The sequence below is a fragment of the Xanthomonas sp. SHU 199 genome (assembly GCF_000364665.1).
Taxonomy (GTDB): Bacteria; Pseudomonadota; Gammaproteobacteria; order Xanthomonadales; family Xanthomonadaceae; genus Xanthomonas_A; species Xanthomonas_A sontii.
This window is the reverse complement of record NZ_AQOI01000829.1, coordinates 1-18,254: the sequence shown is the minus strand read 5'-3', so window position 1 is coordinate 18,254 and position 18,254 is coordinate 1. Positions and strand designations below refer to the sequence as shown.

Sequence of the window (18,254 nt, the reverse complement as noted above, 5' to 3'; positions counted from 1 at the left end):
AAGCAACAAGTGCACTGCCCTAATGTGGCAGGGACTTCAGTCCCGACGCGACCAACTGAAGGGTGTCGGGGCTGAAGCCCCTCTCACACAAGATTGGCGAATCGCGGCACGACAATGTTGCAAGTGCAAACACAGAACATCGCCGTCGGACCGCGCTCGCCGCGTTGCGCTCTGCACGCGCCGTCGCCACGACGAATCACCCAAGCCCGCGTCCACCTGCGTCCGCGATCTCGCCGCCTACGGCAGCGCCACGCGTCGCGCCACCGCGTCCTGCAACGCTTCGAGAAACTCCGGCGCCAGCGGCAGCTTGCCGAACCAGCCGTGCTGAGTGCCGCTGAGCACGCGCAGCATGTGTCCGCGGCCCCCTGGCATGCGCCCGGCCGGCAACATGCCCACGTCGCGCAGCCGCGCCATCAGGTCGCGCTCGGACTGGAACAGCGGGGTCAGCCAGCGGCTCCAGAACTGGTACACCGCCACGTGCGCCTGGCGCTGCGCCTGGTAGCGCGCCAGCGCCGCGTCAATGTCCGGCGCGGTGCGCAGGCTCTCACTCAATGCCCAGGCATCCATCAGCGCCATGTTGACGCCCTGCCCCAGTTGCGGGCTCATCGCATGCGCCGCGTCGCCGGCCAGCACCAGGCGGCCGCGGTACCAGTGCCGCTGCACCGCATCGCGGTAGCTGGCCCGCGCCAGTTGCGCCGGTGCGTCGATCTGCGCCAGGCGTTCGCGCGCCTGCGGCCACAGCTGCGCGATCTCCTCCAGCCACGGCTGCACACCGCGCGCCTGCCAGGCATCGAACTCGGCGGTCGGCAGGCTCCAGAAGAAACTCACCCGGGGCTCGGCATCGCCTGGGCGGGTGCCCACCGGCAGCAGGCCGATCATCTTGCGCGCGGCCACGTAGCGCTGGCGCAGTTCGTCGGGGAAGGCCCAGTCGCCGCGCGGCAGCAGGCACCACAGCGCGCCCCACGGATACATCCGGTCCAGCCGCGTCGCCTGCACCTGCGCGCGCAGCGCCGAGGCCGAGCCGTCGCTGGCGATCACCAGGTCGAACGGCCCGTGCCAGCGGCCGTGCTGGTCCTGCACCCGGCGCAGCGTGTCGTCGATGGCGACGATGCGCGTATCGCGCTGCAGCGTGGCGTAGCCGTCCCAGGCCTGCGCCAACAGGGCGAACAAGGCGCCGCGCTGCATGCCCAGCCCGAACAGGCGCGCCTCCAGGTCGCGGTAGCGCATGTCCATCACCGCGCGCCCGCACGGGGTCTCGCCGTACAGGCGGTGCACCGGCGCGCCGTAGGCCAGGGCCTGCTCGAGCAGGCCGATCCGCCACAGCACCTGCAGGCCGGTCGGCTGCAGCAGGAAACCGGCGCCGACCGGCCCGGGCTCGGCGGCGAGCTCGAACACCTGCACGCGGTGCCCGTCGCGCGCCAGCAGCAGCGCCAGTGCCTGGCCTGCGGTGCCATACCCCACGATCCCGATCTGCAATCCTTGCGTCATTGCCTGCACCGCCTGCCGACGCCGACACCACGGCGTCTCCCATAAAAAACCCCGCCGAAGCGGGGTTCAAGGCACAACCGAGTCAACGCGCGCGCTTACTCGACCGGCGTGATATTCGAGGCTTGCGCGCCCTTCGGACCCTGGGTCACGTCGTAGCTGACACGCTGTCCTTCCTGCAGGCTGCGGAAGCCCTTGGAGTTGATCGCGGAGAAGTGCGCGAACACATCGGCGCTACCGTCTTCCGGAGAAATAAAACCAAATCCCTTGGCGTCGTTGAACCACTTGACGGTACCGTTCGGCATGGTGATGCGAGACCTTTTGCAGTGAATGGGTGGTGGTTGTGCGGCAGCCGCACCGGCGGAGTATGCAAAGCTTGCGCAACGAAGACAATCACCCGCGCGCCAGTTCCCCCACCAGCTCCGGCAGCCCGACCGAGGCCGCCTCGACATTGGCCAGCACCTCGGCCAGGGTGATTTCCTCGGCGTCGCCGCAGCCGGCCGCCCAGTTCGCCACGATCGCCAGGCAGGCGTAGTCCAGGCCCAGCTCGCGCGCCAACCCGGCTTCGGGCATGCCGGTCATGCCGACCAGGTCGCAACCGTCGCGGCGCAGCCGCGCGATCTCGGCGATGGTTTCCAGGCGCGGCCCCTGCGTGGCGGCGTAGCAGCCACCGTCCACAAGCGCGGTGCCGGTGACGCGCGCGGCGGCGAGGATCTTGCTGCGCAGCAGCGGCGAATACGGATGACCGAAATCCACGTGCAACACCTCGCTGCCCGGCTCTTCGCACAGGGTGGAGATGCGCCCCCAGGTGTAGTCGATCAACTGGTCCGGGCAGGCCAGCACGCGCGGGCCGAAGCGCTCGGTGATGCCGCCCACCGTGTTCAACGCGAGCACGCGCGTGGCGCCGATCTGCTGCAGCGCAGCAAGGTTGGCGCGGTAGTTGATCTTGTGCGGCGGCAGCGAATGGCCTTCGCCGTGGCGGGCCAGGAAGGCGACGCGGTGGCCAAGCAACGTGCCGACCCGCACCGGGCCGGAAGGCGCGCCGTAGCGCGTCTCGACCTCGTGGGTCTGCACGTCGTCCAGCTGTGCGAGCTTGTAGACGCCGGTGCCGCCGATGACGGCCAGTGCGATGTTGTCCATGCGGATCCTCGAACGAAAGGGAACGCCTGCGCCGGCGACGCGCGCCGGCAGCGGGAAACTTCAGCGACGGAGGCGAGGCTGGCTCGCCTGCCCCGCTTACTCCTTCATCGCGTAGATCGCCGGCAGGTTGCGCAGGGCTTCGTTGACGTCCATGCCGAAGCCGAACACGTAGCGGTCCGGCACTTCGACGCCGACATAGTCGGCACTGACCCCGGGCACGCAGCGGTCGTGGCGCTTGACCGTCAGCGCGGCGATGCGCACGTCGGTGGCGCCCTGCTCCAGGCACCACTCGCGCACTGCCTTCAGGGTCAGGCCTTCGTCGAGGATGTCGTCGAGCAACAGCACGCGGCGGCCGTACAGCGCGGTGGCCGGGCGGTGCTTCCACACCAGTTCGCCGCCGACGGTCTCGCCGCGGTAGCGGGTGGCGTGCAGGTAGTCCAGCTGCAGGTCCTGGCCGCGGCAGCCCAGTTCCAGCGCCAGCTGGCCGGCGAACGGCAGCGCGCCGTGCATGATGGTCAGGTAGACAGGGGTTTCGCCGCGGTAGTCGGCGGCGATGGCGTCGGCCATCTGGGCGATGGCCTGGTCGATGCGGGTGCGATCGACCAGCAGGTCGGCCTGGGCCAGGGCCTGGGCGATGGTGAGAGTGGACATCAGGCGGTTTTTCCGAAGGTGGAGAGCAGATGGGATTGGGTGTGGCCGTAGCGGGCGTCGGCCAGCAGGCCGTCCCAGCCAAGGCCGCCGCGGCCGATCAGGCCGAGCAGCGCGGCGGTGTTGAGCGGGCGGTCGCGCACGGCCTGCAGCGAGTCTTCGACCAGTTCCGGGTGGCAGACCAGGACCACGTCGCAGCCGGCGTCCAGGTGCGCAGTGACCCGCGCGGCGACGCCGCCGGCGGTGAACGAGGCGGCCATGCCGATGTCGTCGGAGAACACCACGCCACGGAAGCCCAGCTCCTGGCGCAGGATCTGCTGGATCCAGCGCGGCGAGTAGCCGGCCGGTTCCGGCGCCACCTGCGGGTAGACCACGTGCGCCATCATCACCGCATCGGCGCCGGCGGTGATGCCGGCGGCGAACGGCACCAGGTCTTCCTGGCGCAGGGTGTCCAGCGAACGCGGGTCCTCGGCGTCGTCGACGTGGGTGTCCTCGAGCACGGTGCCATGGCCGGGGAAATGCTTGAGGGTGGCGCCCATGCCGACGCTGTGCATGCCGCGCACATAGGCCGCGGCGAAGGCCGCGACCACCTGCGGATCGTCGCTGAAGGCGCGGTCGCCGATGGCGCGGTTGCCGCGGGCCAGGTCCAGCACCGGGGCGAAGCTGAGGTCGATGCCGCTGGCGCGAATCTCGCTGGCCATCAGCCAGGCGTGCTGCTCGGCCATCTCCAGCGCAGCGGCCGGATCGCGCGCGTACAGCGCGCCGAAATCCTGCAGCGGCGGCAATGCGCTGTAGCCCTCGCGGAAGCGCTGCACGCGCCCGCCTTCCTGGTCCACGCAGAGCAGCAGCGGCCGCGGCGTGGCGGCGCGGATCGCCGCGCTCAACTCGGTCACCTGCGTGCGCGAGGCGAAATTGCGTTTGAACAGGACCACGCCGGCCACCGCATCGTGCTGCAGCCAGTCGCGTTCCTGCGCGGTGAGTTCGGTACCGGCAACGCCGATCGCGAGCATGCGGGGAATTCCTCCTGCCGGCGCGGTTCAGGCGCCTGTGGGTCGGCATTGTCGCAGATGCCGGCGTCGGCGGCAGGTCGCGCCGCTGCCAGCTGACACGTCTCGGTAATGAACGCGTCCGAGTTGAGGCGCGCGCAAGGCGGCCTTGCGGCCCGTTGCCTGGCTGCCGTGGCTGGCGCGCGCGGGATGCGGGACACGTCCACGGCGAACCGGCATGGGCATCAGCAGGACGCCTGCGCATCACCGCGGGAAGCCCCTCGCCTCCTGCGACGCTGTCTGGCGCGCCGCACGCGGCGCGGGAAGCCCAACGTACAGCGCGCGACGTCCTAGACCGCGCAGCCGTCCGGACCGCAATCGCGGCCCGCCTGGGCGTCGGCCAGCAAACCGCGCACGGTGGCGGCGAACACCTCCGGTGGCTGCGCGCCCTGCAGCGCCTGGCGGCCATCGATGACGTAGGTGGGTACCGCGCGGATGCCCATGGCCTGCGCCTGCCGCAGTTCCGCCTCGATCTCGTCCAGTCCCTCGCCGCCGGCCAGCAGCGCCTGCACCCGCGGCGCCGACAACCCACCTGCGGCGCCGGCATCGCACAGCGTCTGCGGATCGGCCAGGTTGCGGCCCTCGGCGAAGTGCGCATGGAACAGCGCCTCGGCGACCGCGTCCACGTCGCCCTCGCGCGCGGCCAGCCACAGCAGCCGGTGTGCGGGCAGCGTGGTCACCCGCACCTGGCCGCGACCGAAATCGAACGGCAGGCCTTCGGCGCGCGCGGTGGCCTGGGTCTGCGCCAGGATCTGCTCGGTGCGCGCCGCACCGCCGAACTTGGCCGCATAGGCCTCGCGCAACGGCACCGGCTCGGTGCCGGCATCCGGATCCAGCTGATATGGATGCCAGTGGATCTCCAGCGCCGGCGCGTCCGCGCCGAGCGACGCAAGACCTTGCTGTAACCGGCGCTTGCCGATCCAGCACCAGGGGCAGACCACGTCGGACCAGATATCGATGCGCATGAGCGGGGATTGAAGATTGGGGAGTCGCAAAAGCATAAGCCCGATCGCCGCGAGAAGCCGGGATTGGGGATTCGGGATTCGGGATTGGGGATTCGCAAAAGCGGGTCGCGTGCGGCGTTTGGCTTTACGCTTTTGCCAATCCCGAATCCCCACTCCCCAATCCCTGCCATTCGCAGAATGGACACGTCGCCAGCGCCACGTTGTAGTACCGCGGATCGTCGGTGACTTCGGCGCCGAGCCAGTCCGGCGTGGCGAACGCCTCGTCGGCGCTGTCCAGCTCGATCTCGGCGACCACCAGCCCGGCGTTGTCGCCGAGGAACTCGTCCACTTCCCAGAGGTGGCCCTGGTACTGCACGAGATGCCGACGCTTGTCGATCAGGCCGCCCACGCACAGCGCCAGCAGCGCGCGCGCATCGTCCGGCGGGATCGGATACTCGAACTCCTGGCGGGTATGCCCGAGCTCGCGCGACTTGAGGTTGAGGAACGCGGCCTCGCCCTGCACCCGCACCCGCACCGACGCCTTCTGCGCCCCGCTGGCCAGCGCCGCCTGGTCGTTGAGATAGCCCTGCGCCATCGGCATCACCGCATGCGCCGCCGCGCGCCAGCCGTCGCCGATGACGAGGAATTTGCGTTCGATTTCGATGGCCATGGGAATCGGGAATGGGGAAAGGAGAATGGAAAAAGCTTAAACCGCGCGCGCAGCCGCTGTGACGAATCCCTAATCCCGATTCCCCATTCCCGGCTTTTCGAACACCGCAATGCTCTCCACATGCGCGGTGTGCGGGAACATGTCCATCGCGCCGGCGGCCTTGAGCACGAAGCCCTGTTCGTTGACCAGGTAGCCGGCGTCGCGCGCCAGCGAGCCGGGATGGCAGCTGACGTAGACGATGCGCTGGAACTGTTTCAGCGGCAGTTGCTGCAGCACCTCCAGCGCGCCGGAACGCGGCGGGTCCAGCAGCAGCTTGTCGAAGCCCTGGCGCATCCACGGCGCCTGGCGCTGGTCCTGGGTCAGATCGGCGGCGAAGAACTGGGCATTGTCCAGGCCGTTGCGCTGCGCGTTGTCCCGCGCGCGCGCCACCAGCCCGGCGTCGCCTTCCACGCCGACCACCTCGCGCACGGTGCGCGCCAGCGGCAGGGTGAAGTTGCCCAGGCCGCAGAACAGGTCCAGCACGCGGTCGTCGGGCTGCGCATCGAGCAGCGCCAGCGCGTGCGCGATCATCTTCTCGTTGAGCGCGGCATTGACCTGGATGAAGTCCAGCGGCCGGAACGCCAGTTCCACGTCCCATTGCGGCAGCCGGAACGACAGCGGCACCTCCTGCGGATACAGCGGGTGCACGCTGTCCACGCCACCGGGCTGCAGGAAGATGGCGAAGTCGTGCTCCTGGGCGAAGGCGATCAGCGCATCCTGGTCGCGCGCGCTCAGCGGCTGCATGTGGCGGAAGGTCAGCGCCACCGCGGCGTCGCCGGCGATGAACTCGATCTGCGGGATGTCGCGCTTGCCGTCCAGACTCTCCACCAGGTCCGCCAGCGCGGTCACCTTGAAGCCGATCTGCGGGATCACCGTGTGGCAGACCGACAGGTCGGCGACGAAACGCGGATCCTGCTCGCGGAACCCGACCAGGGTCTTGTCCTTCTTTTCCACCCGCCTAACCGAGAAGCGGCCCTTGCGCCGATAGCCCCAGGGCGCGCCGGTCAACGCCGGCAGCACCGCCTGCGGGGTCACGTGGCCGATGCGCTCCAGGTTCTCGGTCAGCACCCGCTGCTTGGCGACGATCTGCTGGTCCTCGGCCAGGTGCTGCAGCACGCAGCCGGCGCAGACTCCGAAATGCGGGCAGCGCGGCGTCACCCGCTGCGGCGAGGCCTGCAGCACCTGCACGGTGCGCGCCTCGTCGAAGTGGCGGTTGCGCGCGGTGGGTTCGGCCAGGACGGTCTCGCCGGGCAGCGCGCCGGCGACGAAGGCGACCTTGTCGCCCTCGCGGCGGGCGACGCCGCGACCGTCGTGGCTGAGGTCGGCGATGTCGGTCTGGAAGGGCGTGCGGTCGAGACGGTTTCTGGATCGGGCCACGTGGCAACAGGCTGCGGGCGGAAAAGGGCGGCTATTGTCGCAGATGGGCCGGGCCGGGACCGGCTTGCGATTGCCGCGCCGGCGAGGCAAAGTGGCGCACGCACGCGCGCCACCGCGCGGGATGCGACCACGCCGCATGGAGGCATCAGCATGGCATCGAACCAGGACCCGGTAACGCGACTGCTGCTCGTCGAAGACGACCCGATCAGCCGCGCTTTCTTCGACGCGACGCTGCAGGCGCTGCCGGCCCAGGTGGACCTGGCCGACTCCGTCGCCAGCGCCCTCGCCCGCGCGCAGACGCAGGCGCACGACCTGTGGCTGATCGACGCCAACCTGCCCGACGGCAGCGGCAGCGATTTGCTGTGCCAGTTGCAGCGGCAACGCCCCGGCACCCTGGGGCTGGCGCATACCGCCGACACCAGCGCCACGGTCCGCGCGCAGTTGCTCGACGCCGGGTTCGCCGACGTGCTGCTGAAACCGCTCAGCACCGAACGGCTGCTGCAATCGGTGCGCCGGCTGCTCGCGCGCGGCCGCCTCGGCGGCACCGCCGGGACCGCCGAACCGACCCTGGACTGGGACGAGACCACCGCGCTGGCCGCGCTCAACGGCGAGCGCGCGCACCTGATCGCATTGCGCGAACTGTTCCTGGCCGAGCTGCCCGGCACCCGCGATGCGGTGGCCTCGGCCCTGCAACTCAGCGACGACCAGGCCGTGCGCAGCCACCTGCACCGGCTGCAGGCCAGCTGCGGCTTCGTCGGCGCCGCCCGCCTGGCGCGGGCCGTGCGCCAGTTGCATGGCGACCCGGCCTCTTCGCAGGCCCGCCACCAGTTCAGCGAGGCGGTGGCGGCGTTGTTGCACTGAAGGCCGGGATTGGGGATTGGAGATTGGGGATGGCTCCCAGTCACTTCCCACGCGTCGGCGTGCGGCGCCACCTGCCGCAACCCGCGCTTCTCGAGCGTTGCCCTGGCGATCCCGGCCGGTAGCCGCCCTTCCCCGTGCGGTCACGATCCGGTCTCGCGACGGTGACGACAACGACGGCGTCCGCATGGCGCTCGCCACACAGCGAAACTTGCAAATAAGATTCGTTCTCGAATAAATTAACGCCCCGACGACATCTGCGGACCAGCCATCGCCCCGTCCGTTCACTACACGCAACAGGGGCCTTCTCATGTTTCAGACGTCATTCCACCGGCCAGCGCCGGCCATGGGCGTGCTCGCCCGCGCGCTGCTGGCCGCTCTCGTGGCCGCCGCGTCCACCTCGGCCAGCGCCCAGGACACCGCCAGTGACGGCACCCGCGATGCCGGGTCATCGGCCGAGGCCACGCAACTGGACACGGTCATGGTCAAAGGCCAGCGGCTCAGCCTGGACCTGCAGCAGGATGCGGCGGTCGGCGCGCTGGGCACGTCGCGCTTGCTGGATACGCCGTTCTCGGTGAGCCTGATCGAAGAACCCGAGATCGCGCGGCGCCAGGCCACCACGCTGGGGCAGATCTTCATCAACGATCCATCGGTGTTCGCGGCCGAGCCGCCGGCCACCACCAACTGGTGGGGCACGCAGATCCGCGGCATCGGCGTGCGCAATTTCTACGTGGACGGCGTGCCAATGCTGATGGAATGGGGCGGCGAGTTCCCGCTGGAAGCGGTGCAATCGGTGCAGGCGCTGAAGGGCCTGGGCGGCTTCATGTACGGCTTCGGCGCACCGGGCGGCATCGTCAGCTACCAGACCAAGCGCCCTACCGACACGCCACTGCTGGCCACCACGGTTGGCTACCGCAACGACAGCGTGTTCTCGGCGCAGGTGGATGCGGGCGGCCGTGCCGACGGCGCCGACTCCTTCGGCTACCGGCTCAACGCCGGCATCGAACGCGGCGACGCGTACAACGGCGCGGGCATCGACCGCAAGACGATCGCTCTTGCGGTCGAGCAACCGATCGTCGAGGGCCTGACCTGGCATGCCGAACTGGTGCACGAGCGCAACACGCTCGAGCACGAGCCGCTGTACTTCTATTGGGACGCCTACCAGGGCACCCGTCTGCCCCGCCCCACCAGCGACTACGACAAGATCCGCGTCGATGGGGCCTACTACGAGACCGCCCTGCTGCACGCGACCACCGGCCTGAACTGGCGCATCGACGAGCGCTGGAGTGCGGCGCTGAGCCTGGGCGGCAGCCGCCGCCGGCACACGTCGCACAAGATGTTCGCCAATCTGCTGAACGAAGCGGGCGACTACGCCGGTTTCGCCTACGACTTCGGTGCGGTGCTGCGCAACAGCGTGGTGCAGCTGCTGGTCAACGGCCGCGTCGATACCGGCCCGGTGACGCACGCGTTGGTGTTCGGTGCCTCGGTGCAGCGCAGTTGGGACCAGTGGAGCAAGGCGTTCTACTGGAGCAACGACTTCGACGGCAACCTGTATCGCCCGCAGTCCTTCCGCCCCACCCGCCGACCGGACTACAGCCTGGCGCCGGTCAGCGCGGACCTGCGCCAGAAGGCGGTGTTCGTCAGCGACACCCTGCAGTTCGGCGACCACTGGCGCGCCATCCTCGGCGCGCGCCACGTGGATTACCAGCAACGCGATCTGGATGGCGACGCGTCGGTGGACAGCGGCTACCGCACCTCGGTGACGACCCCGACCGTGGCGCTGATCTACAAGCCCGTCGACGACGTGTCGCTCTACGCCAGCTACGTGGAGGCGCTGGAGCCCGGCAGCCGCGTCGGCACCGATGCGCTGCCCGCCTATGCCAACGCCGGCAGCGTGCTGACGCCGACGGTGAGCAAGCAGTACGAACTGGGCGCCAAGCTGCAGAGCGGGCGCTTCGCGCTGACCACCGCCGCGTTCCGCATCGAGCGCGGCGCGCAGATCGACGCCTACCGCGACGGCCTGCGCTACCTGACCCAGGACGGCCTGACCCTGTATCGCGGGCTGGAAGTGATCGGTAGCGTCGGCGTGACCGAGGATCTGGAAGTGGGCGTCGGCGGACTGTGGATGGACCCGCGGCTGGAGGATCTGTCGCCGGACAACGCGGCCCTGCGCGGCAACCGCCCGGCCGGCGCTGCACGCCGGCAACTGCTGGCCAATGCCACCTGGCGCGTGCCGGGCGTGCGCGGCCTGAGCCTGCACGGCAACGTGCGCTACTCCGGCGATGCCTACTACGAGGATCAGAATCGCGTGCTCATCCCCGGGCATACCGTCGCCGCGGCCGGCTTCCAGTACGCCACCACGCTGGGCGGCTACGACGCGTTGCTGACAGGCAACATCAACAACCTGTTCGATCGCACCTACTGGAACCAGCACACGCTGGGCGAGGCACGCAATGCGGCGCTGAGCCTGCGGATCGATTGGCGCTGAGTGCGCCTGCCGCTGCCGTGGCCCCGCGTGGCGACGGCGGCGACGGGCGGCGGCGCTGCGCGGCGGCGTGGAGGTCTGTGGTCGTGACGGAAGCGACCGCAGGCGCGGCTCCAGCCGCGAAGGCGTTACCGGGAAAGCCCGTCGCCGCTGAGCCCGCAAGGGCGAACAAGAACCGCTTCTACGGAGCAAGCCGCATCCGGTTGGGCGTGTGACGAACGCAGCTCACTCGGGTGTCCGCGTGGCGGCAGCGCTCGCGCCGTCGATCCGCCGCACTCACGACGCCGCGGAAGGCGGCGACCGCGGCGGCGCTTCCGGTGTGGATGTCGACATCGGATCGCGCTGCGCATCCGGCTCGGCGTCCGGCTCCGATGTCGCCGCGGGCGCTTCCGACGCCGGCATTGCGGCGACGCCGGGTGCATCCGATCCCGGCGGATCGTCCTGCGGCGGTTCGGGATCGGCGACCGCCGGCGCGATGCCCGCGGCGCTGGCGCTGCGCTGCCGCGCCAGGTCCTCGACCATTTCCCAGGATTTCAGGCCGCGCCCGCCGAGGTGGTGCAGCAGCACCACACGCATGCCGCGGCGCAGGCCGGGCAGATCCTCGGCAGCCGGTTCGGTATCGTCGGCCAGCGCCAGCAGGGCGCGCCCGGTGGCCATGCCGCTGCGCTGATCGTGGCCGCGGTCGCTCAGCAGCCGGCGTGGCCCGTGCTCGGCGTCGAGCACGTAGCGCGCGGCCGGGTCGATCGGGTCGCCGTCGCCGTCGTGACGCAGGTCGAATCCCACGCCCAGCGCCTCCAGCAGGTCGCGCTCGAAGCAGCGCAGCGACCAGGCCAGCGGCGCTTCGGCGGCCAGCCGCGCGCGCACCCGCGCGTACGCCAGATACAGGTCCGGCGCCGGATCGTCGCGCGGCGCCAGACGCAGGGTCAGTTCGTTGATGTAGAAGCCGGCCAGCATCGCCTCGCCGCTCAGCCGCGGCGCCGCATCCATCGCCTCGGCCTCGCGCAGTTGCGCCAGTTCGCCGCGGCGCTGCGCGCTGAAGCGGATCGACTGCAGCGGCTGCAATGCCGCGCGCAAGGCCTGCTTCTTCGGCCCGTGCACGCCGCGCGCCAGCACGCCGAGCCGGCCGTGATGCACGCTCAGCACCTCCACCAGCAGGCTGGTCTCGCGCCAGGGCCGGGCGTGCAGGACGAAACCGGGTTCGTGCTCGATCAAGGCTGCAAAGGCTGGGAATGGGGAGTGGGGAATAGGGAATGGAACAGCAGGCCGTCCCTGGCCGCATCATCGTCCAACGATCGGAAAGAGCCAGCGTCGTGTAGAAGCGGCTTCAGCCGCGACGGGCGTTACCGGAGGGAGCGCACGTGGCTGAAGCCGCCCCTACGCACACCATGATTGTCCGGGAGGCGCGGGAATCCGATTCCCGATTCCCGATTCACCATTCCCGGCTTTATTCCCCGTAGCCAAACGCCTTCAGCGCCGCCTCGTCGTCGGACCAGCCCTCGCGCACGCGGACCCAGGTCTCCAGGAACACCTTGGCGCCGAACAGGCGCTCCATCTGCTGGCGGGCCTTGGCGCCGATGTCCTTCAGGCGGGTACCGCCCTTGCCGATCACGATCGCCTTCTGGCCTTCGCGCTCGACCCAGATCACCGCGCCGATGCGCAGCAAGGCGCCGTCCTCGGCGAAGCGTTCGATCTCCACGGTGGTCGCGTACGGCAGTTCCTCGCCGAGCTGGCGCATCAACTGCTCGCGCACCAGTTCGCCGGCCAGGAAGCGTTGGCTGCGGTCGGTGATCTCGTCCTCGCCGAACATCGGCGGCGCTTCCGGCACCAATGCCAGCAGGTCGCGCACCAGCGCCTCCAGGCCCTTGCGCTTGAGCGCGGAGATCGGATGCACCGCGGCGAAGCTGCGGCCCTCGCTGACCTGCTGCAGGAACGGCAGCAGCGCGGTCTTGTCCTTGAGCCGGTCGACCTTGTTGACCACCAGCACCACCGGGATGCCGGCGTCGCTGAGCACGTTGAACGCCAGCGTGTCCTCCTCGTCCCAGCGCCCGGCCTCGATGACCAGCAGGCCGGCGTCCACGCCTTCCAGGGAGCCGCGCGCGGCGCGGTTCATCACCCGGTTCATGGCACGCTTCTGCTCGCGGTGCAGGCCGGGGGTATCGACCAGCAGCAACTGGCCGGCCGGGAAGCTGGCGATGCCCAGCAGCCGGTGTCGGGTGGTCTGCGGCCGATTGGAGACGATGCTGACCTTGGCGCCCACCAGGGCGTTGGTCAGGGTGGACTTGCCCACATTGGGGCGGCCGATCACGGCCACGCTGCCGCTGCGGTAAGGGGGAGTGGCTTGTTCGTTCACTTGCTCGAATCCAGTTGCTCGATGGCGGCGGCGGCGGCCTGCTGCTCGGCCAGGCGCCGCGAGGTGCCCTCGCCCTCGGTCACCAGGGCGGGCTCGGCGAGTACGCAGCGTACCCGGAATAGCTTGGCGTGGTCGTCGCCGGTCTCGCTGATCAGTTCGTAGGCCGGCAAGGTCCGCTGCCGGGCCTGCAGCCATTCCTGCAGGCGGGTCTTGGCGTCCTTCTCCACCTTGCCCACCGGCAGCGCCGCCAGCGCGGCCTCGAACCAGGGCAGGATGGTGGCGCGGCAGGTCTCGAAGCCGGCGTCCAGGTAGATCGCCGCGACCACGGCCTCCACCGCATCGGCCAGGATCGAGTCGCGGCGATGGCCGCCGGACTTCATCTCGCCCGGCCCCAGGGTCAGGCGTTCGCCCAGTTCCAGTTGCCGGCCGATCGCGGCCAGCGAAGCCTCGCGCACCAGTTCGGCGCGGGCGCGGGTCAGCGCGCCTTCGTCGGCCTTGGGCCAGCGCTGGTACAGCGCCTCGGCGATCAGCAGGTTGACGATGCCGTCGCCGAGGAATTCCAGGCGTTCGTTGTGCGGCGCGCCGGCGCTGCGATGGGTCAGCGCCTGTGCCAGCAACTGCGGCTCGGCGAAGCGGTGACCGATGCGGTCACCGCGCAGGATGGTCTTACTGGCCACCACGCGTCGTCAGGTCCTGGGTGGCGTCGAACTTGCCGACCACGTCCAGATTGGCGATCAGCGGGCGGCGCACTTCGTAGGCCACGTGCATCTTCACGCCGGTGTCGGTGCGCTCGAAGGTGACGTCGCCGGGTGTCACGGTATCCGAATAATTGATATCGAGGCGGCGGAAAAGCGAGGCCTTGGCCTGCGCCGGGTCCATCTCGGCGCTACCCGCCTCTGTCGCTACGCCTTTCATCGCCGAGCGGACGGCGTAGAACTCCATGTACATCGGGAACAGCTTCATACCGATGTAGACGAAGAATCCGACCACCGCCAGCACGATCACGAACGAGGTCAAGGTCATGCCACTTTGCTTGTGCTTCATCGCGCTTCCCCTCACGCAAGTCACTGAATGGTCGTCCCGATCCGCGACGGATCGAAACTGCCGCTGCAAAACCAGCCTTCGCAATTGAGCCAGATCAGGAACGCCTTGCCGCGCAGGTTCTCTTCGGGCAGGAAATGGGTCTGGGTCCAGAACCGGCTGTCCTCGCTGTTGTCGCGATTATCGCCCATCACGAAGTACTTGCCCGGCGGCACCACCCAGTCGCCCTGGCCGGCCGGATTGTTGCGGTCGATCCACTCCAGCTCGGTGTGGGTGCGGCCGGGCAGGTACTCGGTGAGCAGCGTGGCACCGGTCATTTCCGCGCCCTTGCCCTTGCCGACGTACTCGCCCATGACCTTGTACTTCATCGGCGTGCCGTTGATGTACAGGGTGTCGCCGTGGAAGCCGATGCGATCGCCCGGCAGGCCGATCACGCGCTTGATCCAGTTCTCGTCCGGCTTGTGCGGCGGCTTGAACACCACCACGTCGCCGCGCTTGGGCTCGCCGACCGGAATGATCTTCTGGTTGGTGATCGGCAGGCGGAAGCCATAGGAGAACTTGTTGACCAGGATGAAATCGCCGACCAGCAGATTCGGCATCATCGAGCTGGACGGGATCTTGTACGGCTCGGCGATGAAGCTGCGCAGGATCAGCACCACCGCCAGCACCGGGAAGAACGCCCGCGAGTAGTCGACGATCACCGGCTCGCTGTCGAGCAGGCCGGCGCGCGCGGCGCGGCGCTTGGCGAAGAACAGCTTGTCCAGCAGGGTGATGATGCCGGTGGCGAAGGTCAGGACCACCAGCGCGATTTCAAACCATTTCATTCTTATTCCTTCGGAATGGGAATCGGGAATGGAGAACGGGGAATCGGGAAGGCAAGAGCAGGCGCTCTTTCGATTCCCCATTCCCTATTCACGACTCCCAGCTACTTGTCCATCTGCAGCACGGCCAGGAAGGCTTCCTGCGGGATTTCCACGCGGCCGACCTGCTTCATGCGCTTCTTGCCTTCCTTCTGCTTTTCCAACAGCTTCTTCTTGCGCGAAACGTCGCCACCATAGCACTTGGCCAGCACGTTCTTGCGCATCGCCTTGACCGTGGTGCGGGCGATGATCTGCGAGCCGATCGCGGCCTGGATCGCCACGTCGAACATCTGCCGCGGGATCAGGTCCTTCATCTTCTCGCACAGTTCGCGGCCGCGGCGGTCGGCGTGACTGCGGTGCGCGATCAGCGACAGCGCATCGACCTTGTCGCCATTGATCAGCACGTCCACGCGCACGAACGGGCCGGCGTCGAAGCGCACGAAGTGGTAGTCCAGCGAGGCGTAGCCGCGGCTGACCGACTTGAGCTTGTCGAAGAAGTCCAGCACCACCTCGGCCATCGGCAGTTCGTAGCTGATCTGCACCTGGCTGCCCAGGTAGTTGATGCCGATCTGGCTGCCGCGCTTTTCCTCGCACAGCTTGATGATGTTGCCGATGTATTCCTCGGGGGTGAGGATGTTGGCGCGGATGATCGGCTCGCGGATCTCCTCGACCATGTTCACCGGCGGCAGCTTGGCCGGGTTGTCCATGCTGATGATGCTGCCGTCGGTCTTCAGCACCTCGTAGACCACGGTCGGCGCGGTGCTGATCAGGTCCAGGTTGTACTCGCGCTCCAGGCGCTCCTGCACGATTTCCATGTGCAGCATGCCGAGGAAGCCGCAGCGGAAGCCGAAGCCCATCGCCTCGGAGCTTTCCGGCTCGAAACGCAGCGCCGCGTCGTTCAGGCGCAGCTTGTCCAGCGCCTCGCGCAGGTTGGTGTAGTCCTCGGCATCGACCGGGAACAGGCCGGCGAACACGCGCGGCTGCATTTCCTGGAAGCCCGGCAACGGCTTGCTCGCCGGGTCGCCGGCCAGGGTCAGGGTGTCGCCGACCGGCGCGCCGTGCACGTCCTTGATGCTGGCCGTGACCCAGCCCACCTCGCCCGCGCGCAGTGCCGGCAGCACCTTGCGCTTGGGCGTGAACACGCCGACGTTGTCGACCTGGTGGGTGCGGCCGGTGGACATCACCAGCAGCTTGTCGCCGGCCTTGATCTCGCCCTGCATCACCCGCACCAGCGAGACCACGCCCAGGTAGTTGTCGAACCAGGAATCGATGATCAGCGCCTGCAGCTTGTCGGTGTCGCGCGGCACCGGCGGCGGGATGCGGTGCACGATCGCCTCCAGCACGTCGCGCACGTTCAGCCCGGTCTTGGCGCTGACCGGCACGGCGTCGGTGGCGTCGATGCCGATCACCGCCTCGATCTCGGCCTTGGCGCGGTCGATGTCGGCGGTGGGCAGGTCGATCTTGTTCAGAACCGGCACCACTTCCAGGCCCTGCTCCACCGCGGTGTAGCAGTTGGCCACCGACTGCGCTTCCACGCCCTGCGCCGCGTCGACCACCAGCAGCGCGCCCTCGCAGGCGGCCAGCGAGCGGCTGACCTCGTAGGAGAAGTCGACGTGGCCGGGGGTGTCGATGAAGTTCAGGTGGTAGACCTGCCCGTCCTGCGCGGTGTACGGCAGCGACACGGACTGGGCCTTGATGGTGATGCCGCGTTCGCGCTCGATCGGGTTGGAGTCGAGCACCTGGGCTTCCATCTCGCGCGCCTGCAGGCCGCCGCAGAGCTGGATGATGCGATCGGCCAGGGTCGATTTGCCGTGGTCGACGTGGGCGATGATGGAGAAGTTGCGGATGTTCCGCATCGAATCAGAGGACATGAGGTGGGCGGCGGCCAGGACCGTCGTCAGGATAACGGGCCATTATCGCATGGCCGGCGGCCGCTGGTGACGGCCGCCGGATTCGCCCCTGCCCCGGGGGGCCGACCCGTCTGGATCGGCACCCGGGATGGCGCCCGGCCTCCGCCGGGCGCGCGGGATCAGCCGCCGGCGCGCACCGCGACGAAGCTGGTGGTGTCGCGGACGCGGATCAGCAGCATCACCACGTCGCCCTTCTTGTAGCCGCTCAACTGCTGGTTCAGGGCGGCCACGCTGCCGACCGGGGCGCGCCCGACCTGTAGGATCACCATGCCCGGCACCAGTTGCGCCTCGCGCGCGGCGCGGCCGGTGACCGCGGTGATGCGCACGCCCTTGCCCGGCTCCAGGCCCAACTGCTGGCGGGTGGCCGCGTCCAGGTCGGCCACGTCGATGCCGAGCAGTGCGTTGGCGCCGGTGGCCGGGGCGGCGTTGTCGCCGACCGCCGGGCCGGCACTGGCCTGGGTGTCGTCGGCCAGCGCGGTCAGCTGCACGGTCAGCTCGCGCGGCTTGCCGTCGCGCAGGATGCCCAGGCGCACCTTGGCGCCCGGCTGCATCGCGCCGATCATCGGCGGCAGGTCGCTGGAGGCGCCGATCTCGGTGCCGTTGACCGTGCGGATCACGTCGCCCACTTCCAGCCCGGCCTTGGCCGCCGGGCTACCCTGCACCAGTTGGTTGACCAGCGCGCCGCGGGTGTCCGGCAGGCCCAGGCCCTGCGCCTTCAGCGAATCGATGGCGCCGACCATGACCCCGAGCTGGGCACGGGTGACCTTGCCGGTCTTCTTGATCTGCTCGACCGCGCTCATCGCCAGGTCGATCGGGATCGCGAAGCTGATGCCCATGTAGCCGCCGGAGGCGGAGAAGATCTGCGAGTTGATGCCGACCACCTCGCCGCGGGTGTTGAGCAGCGGGCCGCCGGAGTTGCCCTGGTTGATCGCCACGTCGGTCTGGATGAACGGCACGTAGCGCTGGTCGGCGTAGGGGTTGCTGCGGCCGGTGGCGCTGACGATGCCGGCGGTGACCGAGTGGTCCAGGCCGAACGGCGAACCGATCGCCACCACCCACTGGCCGGGCTTGAGCAGGTTGGAGTCGCCGATGCGCACCGTCGGCAGGTTCTTGCCGTCGATCTTCAGCAGCGCCACGTCGTACTGCTGGTCGCTGCCGACCACCTTGGCGGTGAACTCGCGGCGGTCGGTGAGCTTGACCTTGACCTCGCTGGCGCCATCGACCACGTGGTGGTTGGTCAGCACGTAGCCGTCGGGCGAGATGATGAAGCCCGAGCCCATCGAACGGCCGGCGGGCGCGCCATCGTCGTCGTCCGGCGCGCCGCGGCCGCCGCGCGGCTGCCCGGGCATGCCCGGCATGCCGTCCGGACCGAAGAAGCGGCGGAAGAACTCGGGCATCTGG

Annotated in this window: 16 protein-coding genes and 1 pseudogene; 2 read left to right on the top strand and 15 right to left on the bottom strand. The window is 69.2% G+C overall.

What is annotated here, in order from left to right; translation table 11 throughout:
• Nucleotides 1-237: 237 nt before the first annotated feature.
• The 8 genes from D183_RS0122770 to rlmD all read right to left on the bottom strand — a co-directional run bounded on the left by D183_RS0122770 (nucleotide 238) and on the right by rlmD (nucleotide 7,349).
• Nucleotides 238-1,488, bottom strand: coding sequence for an FAD-dependent oxidoreductase (locus D183_RS0122770; RefSeq protein WP_026144766.1), 1,251 nt, complete (start codon nucleotides 1,486-1,488; stop codon nucleotides 238-240).
• A gap of 95 nt (nucleotides 1,489-1,583) precedes the next feature.
• Nucleotides 1,584-1,790 carry a transcription antiterminator/RNA stability regulator CspE gene (gene cspE, locus D183_RS0122765; protein ID WP_003488188.1) on the bottom strand — a complete coding sequence of 69 codons (207 nt, stop codon included), beginning with the start codon at nucleotides 1,788-1,790 and terminating at the stop codon, nucleotides 1,584-1,586.
• An 88-nt stretch (nucleotides 1,791-1,878) separates the two neighbouring features.
• Nucleotides 1,879-2,625 (bottom strand): S-methyl-5'-thioinosine phosphorylase, encoded by a 747-nt coding sequence (locus tag D183_RS0122760; RefSeq protein WP_010342285.1) that lies wholly within the window; start codon nucleotides 2,623-2,625, stop codon nucleotides 1,879-1,881.
• A 96-nt stretch (nucleotides 2,626-2,721) separates the two neighbouring features.
• Nucleotides 2,722-3,276, bottom strand: coding sequence for a hypoxanthine-guanine phosphoribosyltransferase (locus tag D183_RS0122755; protein ID WP_017911032.1), 555 nt, complete (start codon nucleotides 3,274-3,276; stop codon nucleotides 2,722-2,724).
• A complete protein-coding gene (gene nagZ / locus D183_RS0122750) occupies nucleotides 3,276-4,283 on the bottom strand; it encodes a beta-N-acetylhexosaminidase (RefSeq protein ID WP_017911031.1) in 1,008 nt (335 codons plus the stop codon). The genes D183_RS0122755 and nagZ overlap by 1 nt, the downstream gene beginning before the upstream one ends.
• Nucleotides 4,284-4,609: 326 nt before the next feature.
• Entirely contained in the window at nucleotides 4,610-5,284 is a 675-nt protein-coding gene (locus D183_RS0122745; RefSeq protein WP_017911030.1) for a DsbA family oxidoreductase, read from the bottom strand.
• Between the two features lie 124 nt (nucleotides 5,285-5,408).
• Nucleotides 5,409-5,933, bottom strand: a complete 525-nt coding sequence (locus D183_RS0122740) for a CYTH domain-containing protein (protein ID WP_017911029.1) — start codon at nucleotides 5,931-5,933, stop codon at nucleotides 5,409-5,411.
• Between the two features lie 69 nt (nucleotides 5,934-6,002).
• Entirely contained in the window at nucleotides 6,003-7,349 is a 1,347-nt protein-coding gene (gene rlmD / locus D183_RS0122735; RefSeq protein WP_017911028.1) for a 23S rRNA (uracil(1939)-C(5))-methyltransferase RlmD, read from the bottom strand.
• Between the two features lie 144 nt (nucleotides 7,350-7,493).
• On the opposite strand from rlmD, the gene D183_RS0122730 reads away from it, so the two are divergent.
• Both D183_RS0122730 and D183_RS0122725 read left to right on the top strand, forming a co-directional pair.
• A complete protein-coding gene (locus D183_RS0122730; RefSeq protein WP_026144765.1) occupies nucleotides 7,494-8,210 on the top strand; it encodes a response regulator transcription factor in 717 nt (238 codons plus the stop codon).
• 307 nt (nucleotides 8,211-8,517) lie between these two features.
• Entirely contained in the window at nucleotides 8,518-10,695 is a 2,178-nt protein-coding gene (locus D183_RS0122725) for a TonB-dependent siderophore receptor (RefSeq protein WP_232757340.1), read from the top strand.
• A gap of 492 nt (nucleotides 10,696-11,187) precedes the next feature.
• Here the strand turns inward: D183_RS0122725 and recO are convergent.
• The 7 genes and pseudogenes from recO to D183_RS0122690 all read right to left on the bottom strand — a co-directional run.
• A pseudogene (gene recO, locus D183_RS0122720) lies at nucleotides 11,188-11,904 on the bottom strand (DNA repair protein RecO); the annotation flags it as partial.
• A 232-nt stretch (nucleotides 11,905-12,136) separates the two neighbouring features.
• On the bottom strand, nucleotides 12,137-13,042 hold the full coding sequence (gene era / locus D183_RS0122715; protein ID WP_010340598.1) for a GTPase Era: 906 nt from the start codon (nucleotides 13,040-13,042) through the stop codon (nucleotides 12,137-12,139).
• Nucleotides 13,039-13,719 carry a ribonuclease III gene (gene rnc / locus D183_RS0122710; RefSeq protein WP_026143959.1) on the bottom strand — a complete coding sequence of 227 codons (681 nt, stop codon included), beginning with the start codon at nucleotides 13,717-13,719 and terminating at the stop codon, nucleotides 13,039-13,041. Before rnc ends, era begins: the two co-directional genes overlap by 4 nt.
• Nucleotides 13,709-14,086, bottom strand: coding sequence for a DUF4845 domain-containing protein (locus tag D183_RS0122705; RefSeq protein ID WP_017911023.1), 378 nt, complete (start codon nucleotides 14,084-14,086; stop codon nucleotides 13,709-13,711). Before D183_RS0122705 ends, rnc begins: the two co-directional genes overlap by 11 nt.
• 20 nt (nucleotides 14,087-14,106) lie before the next feature.
• On the bottom strand, nucleotides 14,107-14,907 hold the full coding sequence (gene lepB / locus D183_RS0122700; RefSeq protein ID WP_010340595.1) for a signal peptidase I: 801 nt from the start codon (nucleotides 14,905-14,907) through the stop codon (nucleotides 14,107-14,109).
• 101 nt (nucleotides 14,908-15,008) lie between these two features.
• Entirely contained in the window at nucleotides 15,009-16,799 is a 1,791-nt protein-coding gene (gene lepA, locus D183_RS0122695) for a translation elongation factor 4 (RefSeq protein ID WP_017911022.1), read from the bottom strand.
• A gap of 173 nt (nucleotides 16,800-16,972) precedes the next feature.
• Nucleotides 16,973-18,254: DegQ family serine endoprotease (locus tag D183_RS0122690; protein ID WP_017911021.1), on the bottom strand; the 1,282-nt coding region annotated here is incomplete at its 5' end.